This window comes from Streptomyces sp. NPDC088246 (assembly GCF_044741025.1).
In the GTDB taxonomy this organism is placed as follows: Bacteria; Actinomycetota; Actinomycetes; order Streptomycetales; family Streptomycetaceae; genus Streptomyces.
Genome location: NZ_JBIURV010000044.1, coordinates 23,869 through 48,888, shown reverse-complemented (window position 1 = coordinate 48,888; position 25,020 = coordinate 23,869). Strand labels below are relative to the sequence as shown.

At 68.8% G+C, this 25,020-nt stretch carries 23 protein-coding genes; 10 read left to right on the top strand and 13 right to left on the bottom strand.

The window, feature by feature from the left end:
* The first annotated feature begins 366 nt into the window (after positions 1–366).
* The 7 genes from ACIPEK_RS37110 (at position 367) to pstB (ending at position 8,460) form a co-directional block, all read left to right on the top strand.
* On the top strand, positions 367–2,622 hold the full coding sequence (locus tag ACIPEK_RS37110) for an RNA degradosome polyphosphate kinase (RefSeq protein ID WP_402005632.1): 2,256 nt from the start codon (positions 367–369) through the stop codon (positions 2,620–2,622).
* Positions 2,609–3,604 (top strand): CHAD domain-containing protein, encoded by a 996-nt coding sequence (locus ACIPEK_RS37105; RefSeq protein WP_402005629.1) that lies wholly within the window; start codon positions 2,609–2,611, stop codon positions 3,602–3,604. The genes ACIPEK_RS37110 and ACIPEK_RS37105 overlap by 14 nt, the downstream gene beginning before the upstream one ends.
* A gap of 11 nt (positions 3,605–3,615) precedes the next feature.
* A complete protein-coding gene (locus ACIPEK_RS37100; RefSeq protein ID WP_402005626.1) occupies positions 3,616–4,014 on the top strand; it encodes an NUDIX hydrolase in 399 nt (132 codons plus the stop codon).
* Between the two features lie 239 nt (positions 4,015–4,253).
* Complete coding sequence (pstS, locus tag ACIPEK_RS37095) at positions 4,254–5,393, top strand: phosphate ABC transporter substrate-binding protein PstS (protein WP_402005623.1); 1,140 nt, start codon at positions 4,254–4,256, stop codon at positions 5,391–5,393.
* 184 nt (positions 5,394–5,577) lie between these two features.
* Positions 5,578–6,573 carry a phosphate ABC transporter permease subunit PstC gene (gene pstC, locus ACIPEK_RS37090; protein WP_402005620.1) on the top strand — a complete coding sequence of 332 codons (996 nt, stop codon included), beginning with the start codon at positions 5,578–5,580 and terminating at the stop codon, positions 6,571–6,573.
* The gene (pstA, locus tag ACIPEK_RS37085) at positions 6,570–7,655 is read left to right on the top strand and encodes a phosphate ABC transporter permease PstA (RefSeq protein ID WP_402005618.1); all 1,086 of its coding nucleotides are present in this window, start codon (positions 6,570–6,572) and stop codon (positions 7,653–7,655) included. The genes pstC and pstA overlap by 4 nt, the downstream gene beginning before the upstream one ends.
* Before the next feature lie 28 nt (positions 7,656–7,683).
* Positions 7,684–8,460: a phosphate ABC transporter ATP-binding protein PstB gene (gene pstB / locus ACIPEK_RS37080; RefSeq protein WP_383077979.1), complete on the top strand. Its 777-nt coding sequence runs from the start codon at positions 7,684–7,686 to the stop codon at positions 8,458–8,460.
* Between the two features lie 272 nt (positions 8,461–8,732).
* Here the strand turns inward: pstB and ACIPEK_RS37075 are convergent, their stop codons facing one another.
* A complete protein-coding gene (locus tag ACIPEK_RS37075; protein ID WP_327273922.1) occupies positions 8,733–9,731 on the bottom strand; it encodes an inorganic phosphate transporter in 999 nt (332 codons plus the stop codon).
* A 5-nt stretch (positions 9,732–9,736) separates the two neighbouring features.
* Positions 9,737–10,357, bottom strand: coding sequence for a DUF47 domain-containing protein (locus tag ACIPEK_RS37070; protein ID WP_114245730.1), 621 nt, complete (start codon positions 10,355–10,357; stop codon positions 9,737–9,739).
* 199 nt (positions 10,358–10,556) lie between these two features.
* Here ACIPEK_RS37070 and ACIPEK_RS37065 point away from each other — a divergent pair, with 199 nt between their 5' ends.
* On the top strand, positions 10,557–10,895 hold the full coding sequence (locus ACIPEK_RS37065; protein WP_266359401.1) for a metal-sensitive transcriptional regulator: 339 nt from the start codon (positions 10,557–10,559) through the stop codon (positions 10,893–10,895).
* Positions 10,896–11,007: 112 nt separating this feature from the next.
* On the opposite strand, the gene ACIPEK_RS37060 is transcribed toward ACIPEK_RS37065, so the two are convergent.
* Both ACIPEK_RS37060 and ACIPEK_RS37055 read right to left on the bottom strand, forming a co-directional pair.
* A complete protein-coding gene (locus ACIPEK_RS37060) occupies positions 11,008–11,202 on the bottom strand; it encodes a hypothetical protein (RefSeq protein WP_383077982.1) in 195 nt (64 codons plus the stop codon).
* Positions 11,203–11,346: 144 nt separating this feature from the next.
* Positions 11,347–12,246 (bottom strand): hypothetical protein, encoded by a 900-nt coding sequence (locus ACIPEK_RS37055; RefSeq protein ID WP_402005613.1) that lies wholly within the window; start codon positions 12,244–12,246, stop codon positions 11,347–11,349.
* A gap of 133 nt (positions 12,247–12,379) precedes the next feature.
* Here ACIPEK_RS37055 and ACIPEK_RS37050 point away from each other — a divergent pair, with 133 nt between their 5' ends.
* Both ACIPEK_RS37050 and ACIPEK_RS37045 read left to right on the top strand, forming a co-directional pair.
* Positions 12,380–12,568: a hypothetical protein gene (locus ACIPEK_RS37050; protein ID WP_402005610.1), complete on the top strand. Its 189-nt coding sequence runs from the start codon at positions 12,380–12,382 to the stop codon at positions 12,566–12,568.
* 69 nt (positions 12,569–12,637) lie between these two features.
* Positions 12,638–14,272, top strand: a complete 1,635-nt coding sequence (locus tag ACIPEK_RS37045; protein WP_402005603.1) for an FAD-binding oxidoreductase — start codon at positions 12,638–12,640, stop codon at positions 14,270–14,272.
* A gap of 96 nt (positions 14,273–14,368) precedes the next feature.
* On the opposite strand, the gene ACIPEK_RS37040 is transcribed toward ACIPEK_RS37045, so the two are convergent.
* The 9 genes from ACIPEK_RS37040 to ACIPEK_RS37000 all read right to left on the bottom strand — a co-directional run bounded on the left by ACIPEK_RS37040 (position 14,369) and on the right by ACIPEK_RS37000 (position 24,884).
* Positions 14,369–15,100, bottom strand: coding sequence for a phosphatase PAP2 family protein (locus tag ACIPEK_RS37040; RefSeq protein ID WP_402005600.1), 732 nt, complete (start codon positions 15,098–15,100; stop codon positions 14,369–14,371).
* A 327-nt stretch (positions 15,101–15,427) separates the two neighbouring features.
* Positions 15,428–16,393, bottom strand: coding sequence for an NlpC/P60 family protein (locus ACIPEK_RS37035; RefSeq protein WP_402005641.1), 966 nt, complete (start codon positions 16,391–16,393; stop codon positions 15,428–15,430).
* Positions 16,394–16,549: 156 nt separating this feature from the next.
* Entirely contained in the window at positions 16,550–17,146 is a 597-nt protein-coding gene (locus tag ACIPEK_RS37030; protein ID WP_402005597.1) for a hypothetical protein, read from the bottom strand.
* The gene (locus ACIPEK_RS37025; RefSeq protein WP_402005594.1) at positions 17,143–19,479 is read right to left on the bottom strand and encodes an alpha/beta hydrolase; all 2,337 of its coding nucleotides are present in this window, start codon (positions 19,477–19,479) and stop codon (positions 17,143–17,145) included. Before ACIPEK_RS37025 ends, ACIPEK_RS37030 begins: the two co-directional genes overlap by 4 nt.
* 285 nt (positions 19,480–19,764) lie before the next feature.
* Entirely contained in the window at positions 19,765–20,280 is a 516-nt protein-coding gene (locus ACIPEK_RS37020; protein ID WP_402005638.1) for a hypothetical protein, read from the bottom strand.
* Positions 20,281–20,303: 23 nt separating this feature from the next.
* The gene (locus ACIPEK_RS37015) at positions 20,304–22,088 is read right to left on the bottom strand and encodes an alpha/beta hydrolase (protein WP_402005592.1); all 1,785 of its coding nucleotides are present in this window, start codon (positions 22,086–22,088) and stop codon (positions 20,304–20,306) included.
* Positions 22,085–22,489 carry a hypothetical protein gene (locus ACIPEK_RS37010; protein ID WP_402005589.1) on the bottom strand — a complete coding sequence of 135 codons (405 nt, stop codon included), beginning with the start codon at positions 22,487–22,489 and terminating at the stop codon, positions 22,085–22,087. The genes ACIPEK_RS37015 and ACIPEK_RS37010 overlap by 4 nt, the downstream gene beginning before the upstream one ends.
* 230 nt (positions 22,490–22,719) lie before the next feature.
* On the bottom strand, positions 22,720–24,117 hold the full coding sequence (locus ACIPEK_RS37005) for a hypothetical protein (RefSeq protein WP_402005586.1): 1,398 nt from the start codon (positions 24,115–24,117) through the stop codon (positions 22,720–22,722).
* Complete coding sequence (locus ACIPEK_RS37000; RefSeq protein ID WP_402005584.1) at positions 24,114–24,884, bottom strand: hypothetical protein; 771 nt, start codon at positions 24,882–24,884, stop codon at positions 24,114–24,116. The genes ACIPEK_RS37005 and ACIPEK_RS37000 overlap by 4 nt, the downstream gene beginning before the upstream one ends.
* Between the last annotated feature and the right edge of the window lie 136 nt (positions 24,885–25,020).

The following is a 25,020-nucleotide window of genomic DNA, read 5'->3' as shown; positions in this document are numbered from 1 at the left end:
GCTATGGGGGAGTCGGTGACTGACGACAACGCGGGAAGCGTGCGTGCCAGGGCGTGGCCGCCCGGTCGGAGGTCACCCGACAGGCTCTGAGACCGCTTCCAGGCACCGTGTCCGGGCCCTTGAGGGGCCCGGACACTGCTCATATGACCAATCCACCCACGGCACACCGCTTCCTGCACGTCATGTCGCCGTTACCAGCCATTCAGAAGGGCTTGCGACCCTCTCAGGATGCAGCCAGCTGTGCCGACCCCCCACAACGGGAGAAATCCCGGCGGAGTCCGTGCGAACCACACGAACCGTGGGTTTCCCGTGATCTCCGCACCCTCCGGCGCGCCTTCGAAGCCCCCGGCGCGGAAGAATAGGGCCATGAGCCAGCAGCCCAGCTCCGAGGTCCCGGTTCCGCCCACCGTGCAGCCATCGGTCGGCTCGCTCGCCGCGCACCGGCCGCACGCCGTCGCCTCGTCGGCGTCCAACGGCGCCATGCTGTCGACCCGGGCCGACCTCGATCCCGACATCGACGCCGACGTCGACGCGTACGAACCCGACGTCGACGGCAGCGAACTGCCCCACGGCCGTTTCCTGGACCGGGAACGCAGCTGGCTCGCGTTCAACGAACGGGTACTCGAACTGGCCGAGGACCCGGCGACGCCCCTCCTCGAACGCGCCAACTTCCTCGCGATCTTCGCCTCCAACCTGGACGAGTTCTTCATGGTCCGGGTGGCCGGGCTGAAGCGCCGTATCGCCACCGGTGTCGCCACCCGCTCCGCCTCCGGACTCCAGCCCCGCGAGGTCCTCGACCTGATCTGGACCCGCTCGCGCGAGCTCATGGCCCGGCACGCCGCCTGCTACCAGCAGGACGTCGCCCCCGCCCTGTCCGAGGAGGGCATCCAGCTGATCCGCTGGCCCGAGCTGACCGAGAAGGAACAGGCCCGCCTGTTCACCTTCTTCCGGCAGCGCGTCTTCCCCGTGCTGACCCCCCTCGCCGTCGACCCGGCACACCCCTTCCCGTACATCTCGGGTCTCTCGCTCAACCTCGCCGTCGTCGTACGCAACCCGGTCAGCGGCCACCGCCACTTCGCCCGGGTCAAGGTGCCGCCACTGCTGACCCGCTTCCTGGAGGCGTCGCCGCAGCGGTACGTGCCCATAGAGGACGTCATCGCCGCCCACCTCGAAGAGCTCTTCCCGGGTATGGAGGTCCTCGCCCACCACATGTTCCGGGTCACCAGGAACGAGGACCTGGAGGTCGAGGAGGACGACGCCGAGAACCTCCTCAAGGCCCTGGAGAAGGAGCTCATGCGGCGCCGCTTCGGCCCGCCGGTCCGCCTGGAGGTCGAGGAGTCCATCGACCCGTACGTGCTGGACCTGCTGGTACGCGAGCTGAAGGTGTCCGACGCCGAGGTCTACCCGCTGCCCGGACCGCTCGACCTCACCGGGCTCTTCGGCATAGCGTCCCTGGACCGGCCCGAGCTGAAGTTCCCCAAGTTCATCGCGGGCACCCACCGCGACCTCTCCGAGGTCGAGTCCGCCTCCGCACCCGACATCTTCGCCGCCCTGCGCGAACGCGACGTACTCCTGCACCACCCGTACGACTCGTTCTCCACCTCCGTACAGGCGTTCCTGGAGCAGGCCGCGAGCGACCCCGACGTCCTGGCCATCAAGCAGACCCTGTACCGGACTTCGGGCGAATCCCCGATCGTGGAAGCCCTCATAGACGCTGCCGAATCCGGCAAGCAGGTCCTCGTACTCGTCGAGATCAAGGCCCGCTTCGACGAGCAGGCCAACATCAAGTGGGCGCGCAAGCTGGAGGAGTCCGGCTGCCATGTCGTCTACGGGCTCGTCGGCCTCAAGACCCACTGCAAACTCTCGCTCGTCGTCCGCCAGGAGGGCGACACACTGCGCCGGTACGCCCACGTGGGCACCGGCAACTACCACCCCAAGACCGCCAGGCTGTACGAGGACCTCGGCCTGCTGACCGCCGATCCGCAGGTCGGCGCGGACCTCTCCGACCTCTTCAACCGGCTCTCCGGCTACTCCCGCCGCGAGACCTACCGCCGCCTCCTGGTCGCCCCGAAGTCTCTGCGTGACGGGCTGATCGCCCGTATCAACAAGGAGATCACGCACCAGCGGGCCGGGCGCAGCGCCTACGTCCGCATCAAGGTCAACTCGATGGTCGACGAGGCGATCATCGACGCCTGCTACCGGGCCGCCATGGCGGGCGTACCGGTGGACATCTGGGTACGCGGCATCTGCGCGATCCGCCCGGGCGTCCCCGGCCTCTCCGAGAACATCCGGGTCCGCTCGATACTGGGCCGCTTCCTCGAACACTCCCGGATCTTCTCGTTCGGCAACGGCGGCGAACCCGAAGTATGGTTCGGCAGCGCCGACATGATGCACCGCAACCTCGACCGCCGGATCGAAGCACTGGTCCGGGTCACCGACCCCGCCCACCGCGCCGCGCTCAGCCGGCTCCTGGAGACCGGCATGGCCGACACCACCTCCTCCTGGCACCTCGGTTCCGACGGGAACTGGACCCGGCACGCCACGGACGCGGACGGCCAGCCGCTGCGGCACGTACAGGAAATGCTCATTGACGCCCGGAGGCGCCGGCGTGCGACGCCATGACCACCAGACGACGCAGGCGGACCTTACGGCAGGGGCGGTGCTCGCGCCCTACCTGCAGGAACAGGCCGCCGAATTCCTGCGCAGCCTGCGCCTGCACCGCGAGAACAGCGCCCCCACGGACGCCGGAACCCACGCCGCCGAGGCGGCCGCCGGTGCCCTGCGCCGCTCGTCCCGCCGGATCGGCGGCACGCTGCACACCTTCCGGGCGGCGCTGGACGCGGCCTGGGCCGAGCAGCTGCGCACCGAACTGGCCTGGCTGTCGGGCACCCTGGCCCGGGAGCACGCCTACGCGACCCGGCTGAACCGGCTCCTCGAAGCTCTCCACGCCCTGTCCGGCACCTCACTGCCCACCGCCCGCACCGGCCCCGGCTCCGATGCCGGTGACAAGGAGCGCGCCGCCCTCGGCGTCGGCGCGGCCCGCGCCGGGGCGCTGCTCGAACGGCAGCTGACCCTCGCCCGGACCCGCGCCCACTCCGCGGCGCTCCAGGCGCTCGGCTCCTCCCGCTTCCATGCGGTGGCCGACGCCGTCGCGCTGCTCGCCTCCGAGGTGCCGCTCGCCGCGGCAGCCACGGCTCCGGCCGAGGAGATGCTGCACGGGCCCGCCGACCGGGCCGAACAGCAGCTGCTCGGTGCGGTGGCCGCGCTCGGCTCGAACGAGGCGGTCGAGCCGTACAACGAGGCACAGGACGCGCCCTGGCACCGGACCCGGCTGCTGCTGCGCCTGTACCGGTACGCCCACGAGGTGGTACGGGGCGCCCCCGATCCGGTCCTGGTCGCGCCGGGGCACGCGCTCGATCTGCACCGGGATGCGGCGGAGGCGGCCGCGGCAGCGGCATCGGCGGCCCGCACGCCCCGGATCGCGCCCGCGACCGCGTACGCCCTGGGGGTGCTCCACGCCGATCAGAGACACGAGGTGGAGGCGGCGCGCAGTGTCTTCCGGGAGAGCTGGCCGTACGCGACCGCGGCGGTGATCGCGCCGTGAGGAGCGGGCCCGTGCTCGCCGCGGGCTGTGTGCTGTGGCGCCGGTCGGAGCGCTCCGGCGAGCTGGAGATCTGTCTGGTCCACCGACCCCGTTACGACGACTGGTCGCATCCGAAAGGCAAGCTGAAGCGCGGCGAGTCCGCGCTGGACGGCGCCCGGCGCGAGGTCCTGGAGGAGACGGGCCACCACTGCGCACCGGGTGCTCCGCTGCCCACGGTCCGGTACGCCGTGAACGGGCGTCCCAAGGAGGTCGCCTACTGGGCGGCCGAGGCGACCGGTGGCGCCTTCATACCGAACACAGAGGTCGACCGGGTGAGCTGGCTCTCCCCGGCGGCGGCCCGGACCCGCCTCACCCGGCCGCACGACCGGGATGTGCTGGACGCCTTGCTCGCCGGCCTGCCGAGCACCTGACCGGGCCGGGGATCAGGTCCTTCCGGCGTCGAGGACGGCACCCTCGCCCCGGACGGCCCCAGAACCGCACCGTCCGACACGGTTCACCTCCCGTTCACTCTCCCCGGTAAACGGCTTCACCTGTTCTGCCTAACTTCGGCAGTGCACGGTGCGCGGCGCAACGCCGAAGCACCCACCACATCGCACGCCGTCGTAGAACGAAAAAGACCTCGGCGGCTCCTGGAAGGAACACCCGAAAAGTGAAGCTTCAGCGCAAGAACCGGCTTCGTGCCACCGCGCTCGGTGCCCTCGCCGTCTCCGGCGCCCTGGTCCTCACGGCGTGCGGTTCGGACAACAACAGCGGCGGTGGGTCCACCGGCGGCAACGGCGGCAAGACCAGCGCCGCGTCGAACATCAAGTGCGACGACGCCAAGGGCCAGCTGCTCGCCTCCGGCTCCAGCGCGCAGAAGAACGCCATGGACCTCTGGGTCAAGAACTACATGGCCGGCTGCTCGGGCGTCGAGGTCAACTACAAGTCGTCCTCCTCCGGTGAAGGCATCGTCGCCTTCAACCAGGGCACGGTCGGCTTCGCCGGTTCCGACTCGGCGCTGAAGCCCGAAGAGGTCGCCGCGTCGAAGAAGATCTGCAAGGGCGGCCAGGGCATCAACCTCCCGATGGTCGGCGGCCCGATCGCCATCGGCTACCACCTGGAAGGCGTCGACAGCCTCACGCTGGACGCCCCCACCCTCGCCAAGATCTTCGACGGCAAGATCAAGAAGTGGAACGACCCCGCGATCGCCAAGCTCAACAGCGGCGCGAAGCTCCCGGACAAGGCCATCCAGCCCTTCCACCGCTCCGAGGACTCCGGCACCACGCAGAACCTCGGCAAGTACCTGGGCGCAGCCGCCCCGAGCGACTGGAAGTACGAGGCCGAGAAGAAGTGGCCGGCCCCCGGTGGCCAGGCCGCGTCCGGCTCCTCCGGTGTCGCCGCCCAGGTGAAGCAGGTCGACGGCGCGATCGGCTACTTCGAGCTCAGCTACGCCACCTCGCAGTCGATCTCCACCGTCGACATCAACACCGGTGGCTCCACCCCGGTCAAGGCGACCCCGGAGAACGCCTCCAAGGCCATCGCCGCCGCCAAGATCAAGGGCACCGGCAAGGACCTGGCGCTCGACCTCGACTACACCACCAAGGCCGAGGGTGCGTACCCGATCGTCCTGGTGACGTACGAGGTCGTCTGTGACAAGGGCAACAAGGCCGAGACCCTGCCCACGGTCAAGTCCTTCCTGAACTACACCGCCGGTGACGAGGGCCAGAAGCTCCTCACCGACGCCGGCTACGCGCCGATCCCGACCGAGATCAACGGGAAGGTCCGCGAGACCATCGCCTCCCTCTCGTAACCGGGGTACGCAGCCGGTGCACGCAGCCCGAAGGCACGCAAGCACCACCCAGCAACACCCGTAGCAACGTCAGCAACACCTGGCGGGCCGGTCCGGTGCACCCCTCCGGACCGGCCCGCCACCACCCATCCGGTGCACCGCCGCCAGGGGAGCCCACAACTCCCCCACACAGACCGGAAAGACCATGGCTTCCACCACACCGATAGACACGCCGCCGGCATCGCCGGTGGCGCGCAAGCGCGCCAGGCCGAAGACCGGGCGCGCCGGCGACAAGATCTTCCTGGGCCTCTCAAGGGGCTCGGGCATTCTGCTGCTCGTGATCATGGCGTCGATCGCCGTGTTCCTCACCTACCGCGCCGCACTCGCCGTCTCCAAGGACGAAGGCAACTTCCTCACCACCTTCGACTGGAACCCGGCCGGCGACCCGCCGGTCTTCGGCATCGCGGTGCTCCTCTTCGGCACGATCGTCAGCTCGGTCATCGCGATGGCCATCGCCGTCCCGGTCGCTGTCGGTATCGCCCTGTTCATCTCGCACTACGCGCCGCGCAAGCTGGCCGCGCCCCTCGCGTACGTCGTCGACCTGCTCGCCGCAGTGCCGAGCATCGTGTACGGCATCTGGGGCGCCCTCTTCCTGGTCCCGTACCTGGAGGGCCTGAACCTCTGGCTCGACCAGTTCTTCGGCTGGACGTACCTCTTCGAGAAGACCGAGGTCGGCGTCGCCCGCTCGCTCTTCACCGTCGGCATCCTGCTCGCGATCATGATCCTGCCGATCGTGACCAGCGTCAGCCGCGAAGTCTTCCTCCAGGTCCCGAAGACGAACGAGGAAGCCGCCCTCGCCCTCGGCGCCACCCGCTGGGAAGTCATCCGCCTCTCGGTGCTGCCCTTCGGCCGCTCCGGCGTGATCTCCGCCTCGATGCTGGGCCTGGGCCGTGCGCTCGGCGAGACGATGGCCGTCGCCACGGTCCTGTCGCCGAGCTTCATCATCTCCGGGCATCTGCTCAATCCGGGTGGCGGAACGTTCGCCCAGAACATCGCCGCGAAGTTCGACGAAGCCGACGCGTACGGGCGCGACGCCCTGATCGCGTCCGGCCTCGTGCTCTTCGTCCTCACCCTGCTGGTCAACGGCGCGGCCCGGCTGATCATCGCCCGCCGCAAGGAATACTCGGGGGCCAACGCATGAGCCAGGCAGCCAACACCGGCATCCAGGAACGCCCCACCCCGATGGCGCCAGCACGCAAGACCAGTCTCAGCAGCCGGGCCCTGCCCCGCTGGGCCCCCTTCGCCTTCGCGGCCGTCGCGATCGCGCTGGGCGTGGGCATCGGCGCGGCGGCGGGCTGGCGCAGCCACACCCAGTGGGGACTGTTCTCCGCCCTGCTCTTCGTCGTCATCTCGTACGTCACGACGACAGTCGTCGAGAACCAGCGCCAGGCCAAGGACCGCCTCGCCACCAGCGTCGTCTGGGTGTGCTTCCTCCTTGCCGTCGTCCCGCTGTTCTCGCTGATCTGGACGACGGTCAGCCGCGGCGCCAATGTCCTCAACGGTTACTTCCTGACCCACTCCATGGCCGGTGTCCCCGGCATCGAGGCGGGCGGCGGCGTCTACCACGCGCTGATCGGCACCCTGGAGCAGGTCGGCATCGCCACCCTGATCTCCGCCCCGATCGGCCTGCTGACCGCCGTCTACCTGGTGGAGTACGGCAAGGGCGCGCTCGCCAGGGCCGTCACGTTCTTCGTCGACGTGATGACGGGTGTCCCGTCCATCGTCGCCGGTCTCTTCATCCTGTCGATCATGCTGATGGCGAAACTCCAGCCATCCGGCCTGATGGGTTCGCTGGCCCTGTCGATCCTGATGATCCCGGTCGTGGTCCGCTCCACCGAGGAGATGCTCAAGCTCGTCCCGAACGAGCTCCGCGAGGCATCGCTCGCCCTCGGCATCCCGAAGTGGCGCACCATCCTGAAGGTGGTCATCCCCACCGCGATCGGCGGCATCACCACCGGTGTGATGCTCGCGATCGCCCGGATCGCCGGCGAGACCGCGCCGATCATGCTGCTGGTCTTCGGCAGCCAGCTGATCAACTCCAACCCCTTCCAAGGTGCACAGTCCTCGCTCCCGTTCTACATCTGGGAGCAGTACAAGATCGGCAGCGAGCCGTCGTACGACCGTGCCTGGGCCGCCGCCCTGGTCCTGATCGCCTTCGTCATGATCCTCAACCTGGTGGCCCGCGGCATCGCCCGCTGGAAGGCCCCGAAGACCGGCCGCTGACCGCGGCACGAAAGAAGCAGTGATTCAGATGGCCAAGCGCATCGACGTCAGCGGCCTGTCCGCCTACTACGGCTCCCACCTCGCCATCGAGGACATCTCGATGACCGTGGAGCCCCGCTCCGTGACCGCTTTCATCGGCCCGTCCGGCTGTGGCAAGTCCACCTTCCTGCGCACCCTGAACCGTATGCACGAGGTCACCCCCGGTGGCCGCGTCGAGGGCAAGGTGCTGCTGGACGACGAGAATCTGTACGGGGCGAACGTCGACCCGGTCACCGTGCGCCGCACGGTCGGCATGGTCTTCCAGCGTCCGAACCCGTTCCCGACCATGTCGATCTTCGACAATGTCGCGGCGGGCCTCAAGCTGAACGGCTCGTACAAGAAGAACCAGCTGCCGGACATCGTCGAGAAGTCCCTGCGCGGCGCCAACCTCTGGAACGAGGTCAAGGACCGGCTGAACAAGCCCGGCTCCGGTCTCTCCGGCGGCCAGCAGCAGCGCCTGTGCATCGCCCGCGCGATCGCGGTCGAGCCGGAGGTGCTGCTGATGGACGAGCCGTGCTCCGCCCTGGACCCGATCTCCACCCTCGCCATCGAGGACCTGATCGGCGAGCTGAAGGAGCGCTTCACGATCGTCATCGTGACGCACAACATGCAGCAGGCGGCCCGTGTCTCGGACCGCACGGCGTTCTTCAACCTCGCGGCGGTCGGCAAGCCCGGCAAGCTCGTGGAGATCGACGAGACGGAACGCATCTTCTCCAACCCGTCCGTTCAGGCAACCGAGGACTACATCTCGGGCCGCTTCGGATAGTCACCCGGCAACGGGGCCGACGTGGGCCGGGGGCGTGGGTGGTTACGCCCGGTGGTGGGTTTCCACCGGCGCACCGCCTCACCCCTCCGGCGAACCGGCCTCGTCCCCAGACGGCCTTGAGGTGCTGCATGGCGGTGCCACCGCAAGGCGAAGGGGCCGCCCCCACTCCCCGCAGAGGGAGTGGGGGCGGCCCCATTTCCGTACCACCACGCGATCGCGCCGGGCAAAGGACGAAGCGGCCACCGGACGACCCCGGCGACCCCACCGCCCCGTCACCCGAACAGCAGCACCACAACCCCGTAACTGGCGGCAGCGACCAACCCCGCGGCCGGCATCGTGATGAACCACCCCAGGATGATGTTCTTGGCAACACCCCACCGCACCGCGTTCACCCGCTTCGTGGCCCCCACACCCATGATCGCCGAGGTGATCACATGCGTCGTGGAGATCGGCGCGTGAAACAGGAACGCCGAGCCGAACATGATCGACGCGCCCGTCGTCTCCGCGGCGAACCCCTGCGGCGGGTCCAGCTCGATGATCTTCCGGCCGAGCGTCCGCATGATGCGCCAGCCACCCGCGTACGTACCCAGCGAGAGCATCAGCGCGCAGACGAGCTTCACCCAGACCGGAATCGGGTCGCTCGGGCTCTCGACATCGGCGATGACCAGGGCCATCACGACGACACCCATCGTCTTCTGCGCGTCCTGCAGACCGTGACCGAGCGCCATGCCCGCCGCCGAGACCGTCTGGGCGATCCGGAAGCCGCGCTTGGCCTTGTGCGGGTTGGCCTTCCGGAACATCCACATGATCGCGACCATCACCAGATAGCCGACGACCAGGCCGATGACCGGCGAGAGGAACATCGGGATGACGACCTTGTCGAGCACCCCGTCCCAGTGCACCAGCGTCCCGCCGGCCAGCGCCGCACCGACCATGCCGCCGAACAGCGCGTGCGAGGAAGAGGACGGCAGCCCGAAGTACCAGGTGACGAGGTTCCAGATGATCGCACCGACGAGCGCGGCGAAGAGGATTCCCATCCCCTTGTCCCCCTCGGGGGTCGCGATCAGACCCTCACTGACGGTCTTGGCGACACCGCTGCCGAGGAATGCACCGGCAAGGTTCATCACCGCGGCCATCGCCAGTGCCGCACGTGGTGTCAGTGCACGGGTGGAGACGGACGTGGCGATGGCATTCGCCGAGTCGTGGAAGCCGTTCGTATATGTGAAGCCGAGCGCGACACCGATGGTCACGATCAGCGCAAAGGTGTCCACGTGGTTCAGGACTCCTTGACCGCGATGGTCTCCACCGTGTTGGCGACATGCTCGAACGCGTCGGCGGCCTCTTCCAGCACGTCCACGATCTGCTTGAGCTTCAGCACCTCCATGGCGTCGTACTTGCCATTGAAGAGATGGGCCAGCAGCTTGCGGTGGATCTGGTCGGCCTGGTTCTCCAGACGGTTGACCTCGATCCAGTACTCGGTGAGGTTGTCCATCGTCCGCAGACCCGGCATCGCCTCGGCGGTCAGCTCGGCCGCCCGGGCCAGCACCTCGATCTGCTGCGCCACGCCCTTGGGGAGTTCTTCGACCTGGTACAGCACGACCAGGTCGACGGCCTCCTCCATGAAGTCCATGATGTCGTCGAGCGACGACGCGAGGTTGTAGATGTCCTCGCGGTCGAACGGCGTGATGAAAGAGGAGTTCAGCTGGTGGAAGATCGCGTGGGTGGCATCGTCCCCCGCGTGCTCCGCTGCCCGCATGCGCTCCGCGATCTCGACTCGGGAGGCAGAGTCCGCCCCGAGCAGTTCCATCAGGAGTTTCGAGCCCGTGACGATGTTGTCCGCGGATGCGGAGAACATGTCATAGAAGCTCGTCTCCCTGGGGGTCAGACGAAAGCGCACGTGGGGTCCTCGGGTGCTTTGGATTCGGTCAGGCTGATGCTAGGCGCATCATCCGGCCACGGCTAACCGGCATTCTTCAGTGTCGCGCATCGGGCACTGTGATCAGCACGGGCCCCCGGTCACGGTTCGGCAGAATTCGTTAGAATATACCCACCAGGGGTATATGAACGGCAGGGTAAAGGGAAAACGGGAGGCAGCAATGACCACCACCGAGGCCGCGGAGACGGAACCGGTCGTCACCGACCACGACCGGGGTATTCACGGCTATCACCACCAGAAGGCCGAGCACCTCAAGCGGCTGCGCCGGATCGAGGGCCAGATCCGCGGTCTCCAGCGGATGGTCGACGAGGACGTCTACTGCATCGACATACTCACCCAGGTCTCGGCGTCCACGAAGGCGCTCCAGTCCTTCGCGCTCCAGCTGCTGGAGGAGCACCTGCGGCACTGCGTCGCCGACGCGGCGGTCAAGGGAGGCGAGGAGATCGACGCGAAGGTCGAGGAGGCCACGAAGGCCATCGCCCGCCTGCTCCGTACCTGATACGGGGAGATGCCCGGTGCAGGGAGTATGCCCGGTGCCGGCGGGGGATGCCCGGTGCCGGCGGGCGATGCCCGGTGCGGGGCAGGGTCTGATGCGGGGCGGGGCCCCGCACTCACCCCCGGTGGTCGGCCTGCCGGGGGACGGCGGTTCGTCCGTTGATCACCCGGACGTCCAGCACCTCGTCGATACGGTCCGCGCTGAGCCGTTCCCCGATCGCGGCCGACGCGGCGATCATCAACTCACCGCAGAGCTCGATCTCGGCGAGGGCCACATGGTCAGATACGGTCCGCGTGCCGAGCGTCACCACGTCACTCACCTCTCACTGCCGTCGCCGACTTCCTAGCGTAGGGAGCGGACCACACGCCGCGCATGGCACGGACGGACCATTTCGCGCCCACCGGCATGCCTACGCCCCCGCCTTCGTCCGTGCCCTCGCCCGTACGCCGCCCGGCTATCTCTGCCGGATCTTCCCCGTGTAGATGTCGCGATCGTCCGGCAGCCGTACGGAGACCGGTACCCCGAATCCGTACAGCAGCGTCGTCGACACCACCTCCACCGCCGGCCCCTCGTTGGCGAAGCTGAACCGGTGGCGCACCTTGCGCAGCCGCCCCTGTTCGTCCAGATACGCGTCGAACGGCACCGTGTCCGTGCGGAACCCTTTCGCCGCCGCGGCCAGTGCCCCGCGCGATTTCGGCGAGGCCTCGCGCGCCGCCCGGCCGATGTCCGAGATCCCCCGGTAGTGCCGCACGGCCACCCCGGCGAGCTCGGTCCTTCCTACGTACGTCACCTGCCGCGCCCCGCGCAGCAGTTCGGCGGCAGCCATCGGATCGGTCACTCCGCCGGTGACCAGATTGCCGTCCTCCAGGGTCGTCGTGTCGATCCTGACCCACTTGTCCGCGGGCACTCCGGCGCCACGGTTCATCATGTAGAGCGCACCGGGGGCCAGCAGTTCGGTGATGGGACGGTGCTCGTCCTCGCCGGCGGCGTCCTCGGGCAGCACGACCTCGAGCCGGCCCACCTGGTTGCGGAAGTCGTACGTCCCCCGGCCCCTGATCGTCACCCGCGTCCCGCCCGCCGCGGTCTCCACCGACGTACGCACCTCGGCGCTCGTGGCGACGGACCGGGCTCCGGCCCCGGTCACCGTCCCCGTCCCACTCACCGTCCCCGCGAGCACCGCGGCCGCGCGGTGGACCGCGTCGAGGGAGTCGGTCCCGCCCCGTTCATCGGCCATGGCACGGTCGCCGCCGCCACCGCCGCCCGAGCATCCGGCGGTCGCCGCCATCACGCCCACCACGGCAAGGGCGCAGACAGCGCGCGCCCCGCCTCCGGACCTGTGCTGCTGCACCACCATCGCCTGCCAACCCCCAACGACGTACCGCTTGCCCGAGCCCCCCATCCGTTCCGCATAACGACAGCCCGTGTCCCCCGTCACGCCGCTCCCGTACGCCACACCGCCGGGTGGCCGTGCCCAGTACCGTGGACGGGTGTATGTCCAACACACCGATGAGGTCCCGCAGACTCCCCCCACCCCCGCGTCCTCCGGGCACGAGCCCACGACCGTGGAACGCGGCTCGTTCTGCACCGCCCGCTGCAGCTGCGGCTGGTCCGGGCCGGCCCGCCGCTCCCGGGACCGGGCCCGCACGGACGCCGCGGAACACAGCCCGCCATCCTGACTACCTCGTTCCACTCTCCTGACCTCTCCCCCCACCGACCGGCCCTGAGCGCCACGACCCGGAGGTCCGATGAACCTGCCGCCCCTGCCCGACCGGCGCACCCTGCTCACCGCGGGCGCCGCAGCAGCACTCACCGGCGTCACCGCGACCGCCTGCAGCGGCGCATCCGGTTCCGGTTTCGGAACCGGCGACGGGAGCAACCCCTCGGGCACGTCAGGCACCACGGGCGGCAGCACTCCTGCCTCACCGGCCTCATCGGTCCCGTCGAAACCCTCCCCCTCCGGCCCGGCGAACTGGTCCGCCCTGGCCAAGAGCCTCGACGGCACCCTCGTACGCCCCCAGGACGCGGCCTACCCGACCGCCCGTCAGCTCTACAACACCCGCTTCGACGGTCAGAAGCCCGCCGCCGTCGCATACGTCAAGCACGAGGCGGACATCCGCGAGTGCCTGGCCTTCGCCCGTCGCACCGCCACCCCCGTGTCCATCCGCAGCGGCGGCCATTCCTACGCCGGCTGGTCGAGCGGCAACGGACGCCTCGTCCTTGACGTCTCGTCACTGTCCCGCGTCGACAGGAACGGCACGATCGGTGCGGGCGCCAAGCTCATCGACGTCTACCAGGGCCTCGCCCGCCACGGTCTGACGATCCCCGGCGGCTCCTGCCCCACGGTCGGCATCTCCGGCCTCACCCTCGGCGGCGGCCACGGTGTCGCGTCCCGCGCGTACGGCCTGACCTGCGACAGCCTCACCGCGGCAACCATCGTCACGGCCGACGGCAAGACCCTCACCGCGGACGCCAAACACCACCCGGACCTCTTCTGGGCGCTGCGCGGCGCGGGCAACGGCAACTTCGGCGTGGTCACCGAGCTGACGTTCCGTACCCGCCCGGCCCCGCGCACCGTCACCGCGTACATGTCCTGGCCGTGGTCGCGCGCCCGGGCCGTCATCCAGGCCTGGCAGGAGTGGGGACCGTCCCAGCCCGACGAGATCTGGTCCTCGGCACATCTCGCCGCGGGCCCGGGCGGCGGCCACCCGACCGTTTCGGTGGCCGCGTTCAGCCTCGGTACTTACGGCGACCTGCAGAACGCCGTCGACCGCCTCGCCCACCGGATCGGTGCCCCGGCGTCCTCCGTCTCGCTGCGCCGCCGCAGCTACCAGGAGTCGATGCTCGTGTACGCGGGCTGCTCGGGCATCACCGACGCCCAGTGCCATCTGCCGGGCACGACGCCCGGCCGCACCGCACAGGGCACGCTCCAGCGCGAGACGTACGCCGCCGCGTCCGACTTCTACGACCGCTCCCTGCCCCCGGCGGGCGTGAATGCCCTGCTCGACCGGGCCGAGGCGTTCACCCGGATTCCCGTCACCCAGGGCGGAGGGGGCGGCTCCATCGCGCTCACCGCACTCGGCGGGGCGATCAACCGGCTCTCCCCACAGGCGACGGCCTTCGCCCACCGCCGCTCACGCGTACTCGCCCAGTACATCGGTGCCTGGAGCCCCGGCACGGCGGGCAGCGCCCAACAGGACTGGCTGAAAAACACCCACGCGGCGATGCGCCGGTACGCGTCCGGAGCGGCGTACCAGAACTACACGGACCCGACGCTGACCGACTGGCGCCGGGCCTACTACGGCTCGGCGGCCGACCGTCTCACCCAACTGAAGAAGCAGTACGACCCCGGCCGCCTCTTCGCTTTCCCGCAGGCTCTCTGACGTACGGTCACGGGCTCGGCCTCTGGCCACAACCCCAGCACCGGCACCAGCACCAGCACCAGCACCAGCACCGGAACCGATGGTCCCGGCCGCCTCCTACGCGGCCAGGTCCTTCTCGCCGTCCCCGCCGCCGGTCCTCGGCCGCGGCTCGGGAATCCCGAACGCCCCGGCCCGCCCGTCCGCCGTTACCGACGGCTCCGGCCGACGTGACCGTACGAGCCACCCGAGCCGGTCCGAACGGGAGACGGCCGCCACCAACGGGGTCAGCAGCATCATCGCCAGCGGGGCGAGCAGCAGAGCGGCTGCCGTGCCGAGCGCGAATCCGCCGATGACATCGGTCGGGTAGTGGACACCCATGTAGATCCGGCAGAAGCCTTCCAGCAGGGCGAGCGCGAGCGCGGCAATGCCGAACTTCCGGTTGGCCACGAAGAGCCCGACGGCCAGAGCCATCGCCATCGTGGCGTGGTCGCTCACGAAGGAGAAGTCGTTCTTCCCGTCCACCAGGACATCCAGCCCCTGGTGATCCCGGAACGGACGCGGCCGCTCCACGAAGCCGCGGATCGGGATGTTGATGAGCAGCGCGATCCCGGCGGCGAGCGGCGCCCAGACGATCCCTGCGACCGCCGTCACCGAATCATCGGCGCTGCCGCGCCGGCGGACGCTCCACCAGCACCACAGGACCACCAGGACCATGCCGAGCATGATCCCGTACTCGCCGACGAACTCCATGACCCGGTCGAACCAGGTGGGAGCGGACTTCGCGAGTCCATTGATGTCGTAGAGCAGGCTGACGTCGGGGTTCGCCCCATCCAGTGCGAGTCCAGCCATCTGCTGCGGCCCCTTGCCTTGTCTGCTGCCGCGGTCCACACCCATGTGCACCGCTTTGACGAACCCCCGTGCCGGTTCGATCACTGCGTGGATCGGTAAATCGGTAATGCGCGGATCAGTACTGCGTGACGGCCCTGTCCCTGAGGTCTTCCCCGATCAGCGCCACATGGTCAGTGCACCACTGTCCGGTCCACCCAGGGAACGACGCGCCCCGTGCGTACGTTCCACTCTCCACCGAATGATCACCATGACGTTATCGAAGAGTGACTCATCGTCGCAGCTCAGGGCTCAGGCTTCACGGAGAGTTTTGGCCACCGCCGTCCGGCGTCATGCCACCGGGAGGGCGGTCGGAAGGGCCGCGGCCCCGTCCTTGGTCACGCGCGTCGCGCCGAAGTAGTCCGGGGTGTCGATCTTGTCGAACCGGATCACGGCCCCGGTGTACGGAGCATTGATCATGTACCCGCCCCCGACGTACAGCCCCACGTGGTGGATGGCCCGCGAGTTGTTCAGATCGTCCGAAAAGAACACCAGGTCACCCGGGAGCAGCTCGTCCCGCGAGGGGTGCGGCCCGGCGTTGTACTGATCGTTCGCCACCCGGGGCAGCTCGATGTCCACAGTGCGGTACGCGGCCTGGGTCAGCCCCGAACAGTCGAACCGCCCGCCCTGCGCGGCCGTACCGTTGCCGCCCCACAGGTACTTCGTACCGAGCTTCTTCTGCGCGAAGTAGATCGCCCCGGCCGCCTGCTGCGAGGGCTGCACCCGTCCGACGGGCCGGGCGAAGCTCTTCTCCAGGGACCGGATGATGGTGACGTAGTTCTGCGTCTCCGCGATGTCCGGAACCCCGCCCGACCGGATCACCCGGTACGCACCGGCGTTGTACGCGGCCAGCATGTTGTCCGTCTGATCCCCCGGCACCTTCTTCACGTACCCGGCCAGTTCGCAGTCGTACGAGGCGGCGGACGGAATCGCATCGGCCGGATCCCATACGTCACGGTCCCCGTCCCCGTCCCCGTCGATCCCGTGACCGGCCCAGGTGCCCGGGATGAACTGGGCGATGCCCTGAGCGGCGGCGGGACTCTCGGCCCGGGGGTTCCACCCGCTCTCCTGGTACAGCTGGGCTGCCAGTAGAGCCGGGTTGATGGCGGGGCAGAGGTTGCCCCACTTCTGCACCAGGGGCTGGTATTTCGCGGGCACGGCCCCCTTCGCCAGCGCGACGGCTCCGCTGCTGCCGGAACTGACCAGTCCGGCAGCAGCGGAGTATGTACCGACGACGAGCAACGCCACGAAGCACATGACCATGCCGACGCCGATGCCACCAACCACCCAGAATTTCCGCACCCCTCAACCATCCCCCATCGGGGCCTGGTTCATGAGCGGTTTCGCGGGTGTGTACGAATCATCCGGGTCATCAAGGGCGTTGACCGGCCAATCCGGCGCACTGACCGGCCCTCAGGCGGCTCCGGCGGACCAGTAGTCGGAGTGCACGTTGGGGCGTGGAAGGGGGTAGACCCCTTCGTAGGCGGGCCCGTTCGGCTTGGAGGCGGAGTCGGCGACCTTCGACTCCTTCACGCAGGGGCTGTCCGCTTCGAAGAACGCCTGCCCCTTGCCGCGGAAACTCACACTGATGCCGAAGCCGGCCTTCGTCTGTGCGTAGACCGCCGGGAACTCCTTGTCGTTGTTCTTCGCCTTGATGCGGTAATCGCTCTTGCGCCAGAACTTCTCGACCTGGTCCAGGAAGCTCTGCCTGCGCTCCGCCGACACGATGGTCATCACGGTGCGCCTGCGCGTCACATCGCAGCTGCCCGTCGTCGTCGGGCCGTGCGCCCACTGCACCTCGGGGTTGATCTCCTTCAGCACGGCGTCGAGCATGTCGTCGGACCGTTCGGCGGCCTCCTGCATGTCCATGCCGCTCTCCTTGGTGCTCTTGGTGCTCTTGGTGGTCCCGGCGCTCTCGCTGCCGCCCGATTGTCCGCTGTCGTTGCCGCAGCCGGACAGTGCGAAGCCGAAAGCCAGGGCCACCGCAACGATCTGGAACCTTCGCTTCATCGCTGTTCCTCCATCTTGAGCCTGTCGGAGTGTCCCGACACGATCAGAGCGATGCTGTCCGCCGACATGGCGTCCCGTACCGGATCGAAGTAGTTGGAGTGCGCGTCGAAGCTCACACCGCCTGTGCTGATAAAGGGCTGGCCGGGGGCCACCGGGAATCGCTGGGCTCCGAAGGCCTTGCTCGCCGGGTCCTTGCCGAACCAGAGGTCGTCGTCGCCCGGGTCTGCCAGGTCTCCGGCGATGTACGCGCCGGCGGGGCCTCCCAGAATCATCCCTATTACGCCCACGGCGGCCTGTGTCTTGGACGGGAGCTTGGTCACCGGGTCGTTGGCCGCGGCACCGACGAAGACATGCCCGCTGCCGACACCGAGGTCCACGGCGCGGTCCACGCCCACCCCCGGACTGCCTACCAGAATGATGTCGTCCACCCCCGGAATACCACCGTCGCGCTGCGTCGCGGCGCCCACGGTACGTGAACCGTAGGAGTGCCCGATGGCCGTGATGTGCGGGTCCTTGTTCTGATTGGTGGCCGCGATACCACCCATGAAGTCGCTGTAGGCCACGCCGCCCTTCTCCGCGCGGCCGGTGCCCGCGACCGCCAGGCTGTGCAGCCCGTCCGGCGTCTGCGGTGCGTCGTATCCCAGCCAGACGATCGACGCGGTGGACGAGTCGTAACCCTGGGCGCCGATGGCCGTGTCACGGGCACGCTTGAGATCGTTCTTCGCGAATTCCTCGTCGAGGGAAGTGTTCAGCCCCGGCACATAGGCCGACACGTTCTTCGAGGTGTCGGGGTTCCCGTAGGAGACGATGGCCCGTCCGTTGCCCTCGTCGCTGATGCCGATCAGGTACATCGGCGGCTTGCTCCCCTCCTGCAGCTGCCGGTCGATCTCCTTCAACGCCGCCAGCTGGTCCTTCGACTTGGGGTCGGTCTTCCCCTCCAGCTTCGAAATCAGGTCCGGGAGGTTCTTCCGGTTGGCCGCGTCCCTGTCCGCCACCGGGATGCCGTCCAGGTTGCCGATCTTGTCCGGGGAGAGCTCCAGGTACTGATCGCGCTGTTGCTGCGTCAGCCCGTTCCACCAGTCCTTGCGTTGGGCCGCAGTCGCATTGTGCGGAATTCGCTCGTTGAGGTAGTCGCGCTCCGCGTCCCGTACCGCCGCCTCGACGCGGCTACCGGAGCCGGGCAGCCCGGCGACCGCGCCGCCGCCCCCGCCGGATGCCTTGGTCATGTCCCAGGCGGCGGCTACGTACTTGCCCTTGTTCCACTTGTCGCCGGCGCCCCGTGCGGCCTGGGCGTACTGGTCGGCGATGCCCTTGGCGGTGTCGACGGGGTGGGAGACCGTGTCGACGACACCGCTGACGTCGCCCCACAGGCCGCCGTCGCCGACGACGCCGGTGAGGAAGTTGCCGTCCGAGGGGTGGGAGGAGTTGGTGTCCGAGTTTTGTCTACCCGCGTCGACCTGCGTAGAAGAATCGCCGTTGGTCGAGCCGCTGGAACCGCCGGAGGTGTCGGAGCCGCCGGATGCGGTGGTGCCGCCGGTGCTGTCTGTGCCGCCGGAGCCACCGGAGCTGCCGGAGCCACCGGATGAGGCGGAGCCACCGGAATCCGAGCCGCCGGATGAGGTGGACCCGCCGGATGTGTCCGAGCCGCCGGACCCCGTGCCCCCGGTCACGGTCGCACCCTCGGATCCCGCACCGCCGGCGGAATCGGATCCGCCCCCGGTCGAGGTGCCGCCGCCGTTACCCGTGTCTGTGCCCTTGCCGGCGACCACGTCGACATCGGGCGCCGGGCAGGCGCTTCCGGTCAGCTGGCAGATGGCGTTACGGATCTCCCCGGTCAGCTGCCCGCCGATGCCCGTCGCCACGAGCCCACCGATGAGGGCCACGACCACGAGGATCATGCCCAGGTACTCCATCGCGGTCTGACCGGCGTCCCGACGCCACTTGATCATCCGCGCGATGCTGAACGGCCGGTGCTCGGCGCGCTGTTCAGGACCGAGCCCGAACCATTCGCGCGAGCCGGCCCGGAACAACAGGACGATGACGACAACCGGCATCACCAGTTGCGTCACACCCTGCCCGCCGGTGTCCTCGCTCAGTGTCGCCAGGGCACCGAGGGTGAGCCAGGCGTGTACTGCGAGAAGCCCGCGCCAGATCCAGACGCCGCCGGTCCGCATGTACAGCGACAGTACGAATCCGGTGACGCCGGGCAGTGCGGCGTACAGCACCATGCCCAGCAGGTGACCGTCCACCGCATCGACGGACGAGGCCACGACCAGCGCGTCGATCGCACCCACGACGGTGACGACGAAGAGCAGTCGGACGAGAATCAGCACCGCTTGCAGAGGGCGCGACAACGACTGTCTGCCCGGACGGGCGGCGGCGGCGCTTATATCGGCGCCACCCGGTACCGCTAATTCTCGTATGCCAGACACGACGGGTCTCCCAGCTTTGTGAGTGGGCGCAGCGACAGTTCCCCCGGTCTCTGTATGCGACCACACCAACACTGGGCGCGGCATGGGCCCCAGGGCCCAATGCAGGACTCAAAGTCCCAGGTGGCCAGCCCGTCCCTTACCCCACCGACTGGCCGGATATGGGTCATTGAGTATGCTGACGCGACGTCAGGGAGCTCCGGCGGACCAGAAGTCGGAGCGGACGTTGGGGCGGGGGAGGGGGTAGACGCCCTCGTAGGCGGGGCCGTTCGGTGGGGTGGTGGATTCGGCGACCTCCGACTCATTTACACAGGGGCTATCGACTTCGAAGAATGCTTGGCCCTCGTAGCCGATGATGAGGCTGACTCCGAAACCGTCCTTCGTCTGTGCGTAGATCGCCGGCACATCCACATCGTTGTTGATCGCCTTGATCTGGTAGCCACTCTTGCGCCAGAAGCGGTCGACCACACCCAGGAAGCTTCCTCGACGGGCTTCCGAAACAATGGTCATCACAGTTCGCCTACGCGTGACATCGCAGGTCCCCGTAGTCGTGGGGGCGTGCACCCATTGCACTGCAGGATCAATATGCCCCAGCACGGCGTCCATAATGCTGTCAGCGCGGTCCCCGGCCTCCTGCATATCCATTACTGCCCTCTTCCCCCCGTTCACACAACCAGACATTGCCACGCACAGCAGAAGTACCATCGCCGCAGCCCGAAATCGGTGGATCACCGGTACTCCTCCACTTGGACTTTTTGAGCGTGCCCCGCAGCAATCAGAGAAATGCTGTTCGCAGATGAACTATCCCTGCGCGGGTCGAAGTACTGGGAGTGCGCATCGATGGAGATCCCCTCACGACTGATGAACCGGGGCCCGTCATCTACGGGGAAGCGTCTTGCGCCAAATGCCCTACTCGCCGGGTCCTTGCCGAACCAGAGATCGTCGTCGCCCTGATCGGCGAGATCTCCGAGCAAGTGGGCAACGGGCGGCCCTCCAGCAACCAACCCCGCAGCACCGACAACGGCCTGTTGCTTGGAGGGGAGCTTCGTCACGATGTCGTGCTCCGCCGCCCCGACAAAGACATGGTCCTTCCCCACCCCGAGATCCTCGGCACGGTCCACCCCGACTCCCGGGCTGCCGACCAGGACGATGTCGTCCACACCGGGAATCCCGCCCTCCCGCTGCGTGGCAGCACCCACTGTGCGCGAACCGTATGAGTGCCCAATGGCGGTCAGATGCGGGTCTTCATGCTCGTTCGTAGCCACCAAGCCACCCATGAACCCATTGAAAGCACCCCCTCCCTTCTCTGCTCTCTCGTCACCCATTACCGCCAGGCTTCCCAGCCCATCCGGCGACTGCGGTGCGTCATATCCGAGCCAGACAATCGCCGCACTGGAAGGATCGTGATTAAGAGTGCCCATCGCCGTGTCACGGGCACGCTTGAGATCCCCCTTCGCGAACTCCTCATCCAGAGACGTGTTCAGCCCCGGCACATACGCCGACACATTCCGAGCCATATCCGGGTTCCCGAACGAGACAATCGCCCGCCCATTCCCCTGATCCCCAATGCCGAGCAGAAACATCGGAGGCTGCCGCCCCTCCCGCAACTGCCGGTCGATCTCCCGCAACCCCGCCAACTGCGTCTCCGACTTCGCGTCGTCCCGCCCTTCCAGCTTCCCCATCAGCAGCTGCAGGTTGTCCCGGTTCGCCGCATCCCTCACCACAGCCGGAATGCCGTCCAAGTTGCCGATCTGGTCCGGGTACACCGCCAGGTACTCCTCGCGCTGTTCGTCCGTCAGGCCGGCCCACCAGGCCTTCCGCTCGGCCGGTGAGGCGTCGCGGGGGATGCCGTCTTTCAGGTAGCCGCGCGCCGCGTCCCGTACCTCGGCCGCGTCGCCCGCCGCGTCGGTCCACGTGGCGTCGGGGACCTTCAGGCCCTCCTCGGCCCTCAACTGCCGCAGGATGCGGGCGTACCGCCAGTCGATCTCGGCCGCCGTCCGTACGGCCTTCGCCACCCGGTCCGCGATGTCCTGCGCCTTCGACACGTTCGGGTTGGGCGCGACCAGGCCCGAAGGCAGCAGGAGGCCCGGCAGCGAACCCACCGACGCCGTCCCGCCCGGCAGCGGCTTTCCGTCGATCAGGCCATCGCCCGCCGCCGGATACGTCACCGAACCGTCCGCGTGCACGGTGAACTTCAGGGACTCCGCATCGTCCAGCGCCTCCCGCAACGCCCGTTGCTGGATGCGCAGCTCATGGGCCAGGCTGTTCAGCGTCGTACGGAGCAGACCGCACTCCGTGTAGGCGTAACTCAGGTTCCGGCTCAGCTGCTTGAGCCGCCCGACCGCCGCGTCCGCCGCCGCACCCCGCTGCGTACCGCGCAAGCCGGTCAGAAGTTGCGTCTCGATGCGGTCCCGGCCCGCGCCGGCACGGTTGCTCGCCTTGCCCCACCCGTCGGCCGCACCCTCCAGTTCGCCGCACTTCAGGTCGCGTAACTGCGCCCAGGTGAGGGTCATCGCACCTCGCCCCGACCCGACGGCGCCACCGATGCGAACGACGCCTTTACTGTCTCGTCAGTCTCGCCCTGGGCCCGGGCGACGGCCCTCAGCTTCCCGGCCAGCGCCCCGCACTCCCCCCGCGCGACCTCGAACCGTCGCACCCACGACTCCCGTACCGATCCCAGCTCCGCCAGCGCGGTCAGACCTCCGGTCCCCGTGAGCAGGCCCTCGTGCGCTGTCTCCAGTTCCGACTTCACCGGGCCGAGGTGCGTGCACATCCCCTCCGCACCACCGGCGGCCCGTAGCCAGACCCTGTCGCTGTGCTGCAGTACGTCCCTGCCGGCGCCACCCGCCTCGCCCAACAGATCGCTCAGCCGCTGCCGGCCCCCCGGCTGTCCCACCACTGCCACTCCGGCCACCCCGTTCCGTCCTTGATCGTGGACTTGATCGTGGAGCGGCACTGTGCCAAATCCAGTGCGGGCGACACGCCGCGCCCGCACGCGCCTCAAGGCGTAACACCCCCGCAGGCCCGGCATGCCGGACCGGGCAGTTCACCCGAACGGGGTGGCCGCCCCATGTCATCGACTTCCGGAGTGAGTTGGCAGCCACCGGCTCGACCACCCCCGTCCATTCACCCCGCGGCCGCCCACTAACCGGCCCGCGGCACACCCGCCCCGTCGAGGATCGCGTGCATGGCCTCGACCGGCAGCGCAGGGTTTCCCGCAACGGAGCCTGTCGTCGCCGTGTCGGCCAGCAGCTCCCGGATCCGTGACAACGGAAGCCGCGGGTCCCGTGCCGCCGCCGCCCGCGTCTGAGGATCACGGCTGAGCCGGTCCAGGTCCTCTGCCCCCAGCCCCGGATCGCGCAGGGCCAGTAGCCGCAGTTCCGGGTCGGAGGAGTCGGCGAACCGGGCAGCGAGCCCCTCCGCGGGAAAGCGGGGCTTGGCGGCGAGCATCCCTACGGCACGGTGCCCACCGTTCAGGAACAGGGCTAGCAGCAGCTCCGGGGGCGGTTCCGGATGGAACTCGCACAGCAGCAGCCGTACGGCGAAATCCTCGTCCCTGGCCAGGAGTTCCACCAGGTCCTGCGGCAGCCCGGGGCAGGCGGCGGCGCTCCGCCGCAGCCACAGATGCGCGGACGTCGCACACCGCCGCAGCACATCCATGTCCTCACGGGCCTCCCACACCCACGCCAAGGTGTCCAACCGGTCCTCGGGTCCGACGGCGTACTCGATGGCGGCGCGTTCATCCTCGGTCAGTTCGGGGCGGGCGGAGACGACGAGCCGTACGTACGGGTCGGGGCTGACGGCCAGTCGTGCCACCAGGTCCGCGGGCAATGAGGGATTCGCGGCGAGCGACGAGAGCCGATCGCCCTTGGCCATCAACCGCTCGGCGAGTCCGCGGCCGAGCCGGCCCACCGCGAGCAGATTGTGGAGCTGCCACGATTCCGCGAGGGCTTCGACGAGCCACGCGGTCCGCTCCTCGTCGTCATGGCACACGCGCAGCGCGGCGGCCTGCCTGACCTCCGAGTCCTCGTCGTTGAGCAGCGACTCCCTTGCAGACTCGTCGAGTTGGTCCCACGCGCGGCAGGCCATACGCCGGAAGAATGGCTCGGGATGGCCCGCCATCCCGGCCCGCACATGGGCCGGCACACTGGCGGAAGCAGCCGTCTCGTAGCGGACGGAGTCCCGTGGGTGGGCGAGCAGCCGCTCGTACGCCCAGTCCGGCAGCGGCTCCACCGGCATCCGGTAGGGATTCGGCCCCATGGCCAGGATGAGGCTGATCGTCGCGGACGGATCGTCGAGAAGCCGGGCACGCTGGGCCGGGTCGGCGTTCCAGCTCTCCGCGAAAGCCGCCCTGACACCCCGATCCGGGTGGCTGAGGATCGCGTCCACCACCTCCGGCGGCAGATCCTTGCGCTGGGCGACATTGCTTCTGACGTACCGGTCGTCGTGACCGAGCAGCCGCAGCAGCACGCTGCCGGGCGCGGCGGGGTTCCACGACAGTACTTCGAGTGCGACCTGCTGGTGACGGGCCAAGGAGCTCATCGGCCAGGCCACGTCCCGAGCGCCCGCGCAAGCCGTTCGCTCTGCTCCACGGTGATTCCCCGGGCAAGGCGCAGCCCGCATCGCGGACTCATCGAACCGTCGCACTGGAGGATGCCGTCGAACAACGGCTCACCGCCGCTGAGCGGCGACGGTCCGGGTATCTCCCAGTGGGCCGGCTCCCACAGGGGATGGTCGAGCAGAAGCCGGGCCGCAACACGCGCGGCCTCGGCCACCGGCGTGCCGGCTGCCCGTATCAACGCCGCGCTCACCGCCTTCTCCGCGTCATCCGGCAGATCCTCGTCGCCGAGCGCGGGCAACAGGAGCAGCAGCCGGGCGTCCGGGTCATGGACTCCGGGCGAGTTCGGGTCGGACGGCGTGTTCGCGATATGGGTCAACTCCTGCCAGGACAGCCCCGGCCCGGCCTGATGCCCGTCAAGGGTGGCGAGATGACCGTGCCGTCGCCCCCAGTCAGGGTGGGAGATGAAGTACTCCGTCCCCTGTTCATCGGGGAAGTTGCGGTTCACCACCACCGCGCTGTGACCGCCGCCGAACGGGATACGGAAGACCGGCCACCGTTCCTGGTCCACCAGTTCTTCGTATGCCGCGTCGAAATCGGCCTCGTCCGCACCGAAACACGCGGAGACCGGCTCGCCGTCCTCGCCGTCCGTCTCGCCCATCCACATCAGGTACGCGGCCCAGAAGCCCGGCCGGGAGAGAAGATCCTCCCCCGCAACCAGCGGGTCGTCCTCATAGCCGGAGATCAGCATGGCCCAAGACTGCCAGCACCGTCTCCGCTTCCGCCGACGAGGTGCACCGCTGGCACGCCGCCTTCCCTGGCGGGTGTCGCCGACACGTCCTGCGTGCACCGGAAAGCATGTCAGCGCCTGTCGCCGTCTGTCTCGC

Excerpts from the sequence above, each read along its gene's own strand:
- pstC (WP_402005620.1), top strand. The coding sequence starts at position 5,578 with ATGGCTTCCACCACACCGATAGACACGCCGCCGGCATCGCCGGTGGCG.
- ACIPEK_RS37110 (WP_402005632.1), top strand. The coding sequence starts at position 367 with ATGAGCCAGCAGCCCAGCTCCGAGGTCCCGGTTCCGCCCACCGTGCAG.
- ACIPEK_RS37055 (WP_402005613.1), bottom strand. The coding sequence starts at position 12,246 with ATGGTGGTGCAGCAGCACAGGTCCGGAGGCGGGGCGCGCGCTGTCTGC.
- ACIPEK_RS37035 (WP_402005641.1), bottom strand. The coding sequence starts at position 16,393 with ATGTGCTTCGTGGCGTTGCTCGTCGTCGGTACATACTCCGCTGCTGCC.
- ACIPEK_RS37040 (WP_402005600.1), bottom strand. The coding sequence starts at position 15,100 with ATGGCTGGACTCGCACTGGATGGGGCGAACCCCGACGTCAGCCTGCTC.
- ACIPEK_RS37030 (WP_402005597.1), bottom strand. The coding sequence starts at position 17,146 with ATGAAGCGAAGGTTCCAGATCGTTGCGGTGGCCCTGGCTTTCGGCTTC.
- ACIPEK_RS37005 (WP_402005586.1), bottom strand. The coding sequence starts at position 24,117 with ATGAGCTCCTTGGCCCGTCACCAGCAGGTCGCACTCGAAGTACTGTCG.
- ACIPEK_RS37015 (WP_402005592.1), bottom strand. The coding sequence starts at position 22,088 with ATGACCCTCACCTGGGCGCAGTTACGCGACCTGAAGTGCGGCGAACTG.
- ACIPEK_RS37065 (WP_266359401.1), top strand. The coding sequence starts at position 10,557 with ATGACCACCACCGAGGCCGCGGAGACGGAACCGGTCGTCACCGACCAC.
- ACIPEK_RS37020 (WP_402005638.1), bottom strand. The coding sequence starts at position 20,280 with ATGGTACTTCTGCTGTGCGTGGCAATGTCTGGTTGTGTGAACGGGGGG.
- ACIPEK_RS37045 (WP_402005603.1), top strand. The coding sequence starts at position 12,638 with ATGAACCTGCCGCCCCTGCCCGACCGGCGCACCCTGCTCACCGCGGGC.
- pstB (WP_383077979.1), top strand. The coding sequence starts at position 7,684 with ATGGCCAAGCGCATCGACGTCAGCGGCCTGTCCGCCTACTACGGCTCC.
- pstA (WP_402005618.1), top strand. The coding sequence starts at position 6,570 with ATGAGCCAGGCAGCCAACACCGGCATCCAGGAACGCCCCACCCCGATG.
- ACIPEK_RS37000 (WP_402005584.1), bottom strand. The coding sequence starts at position 24,884 with ATGCTGATCTCCGGCTATGAGGACGACCCGCTGGTTGCGGGGGAGGAT.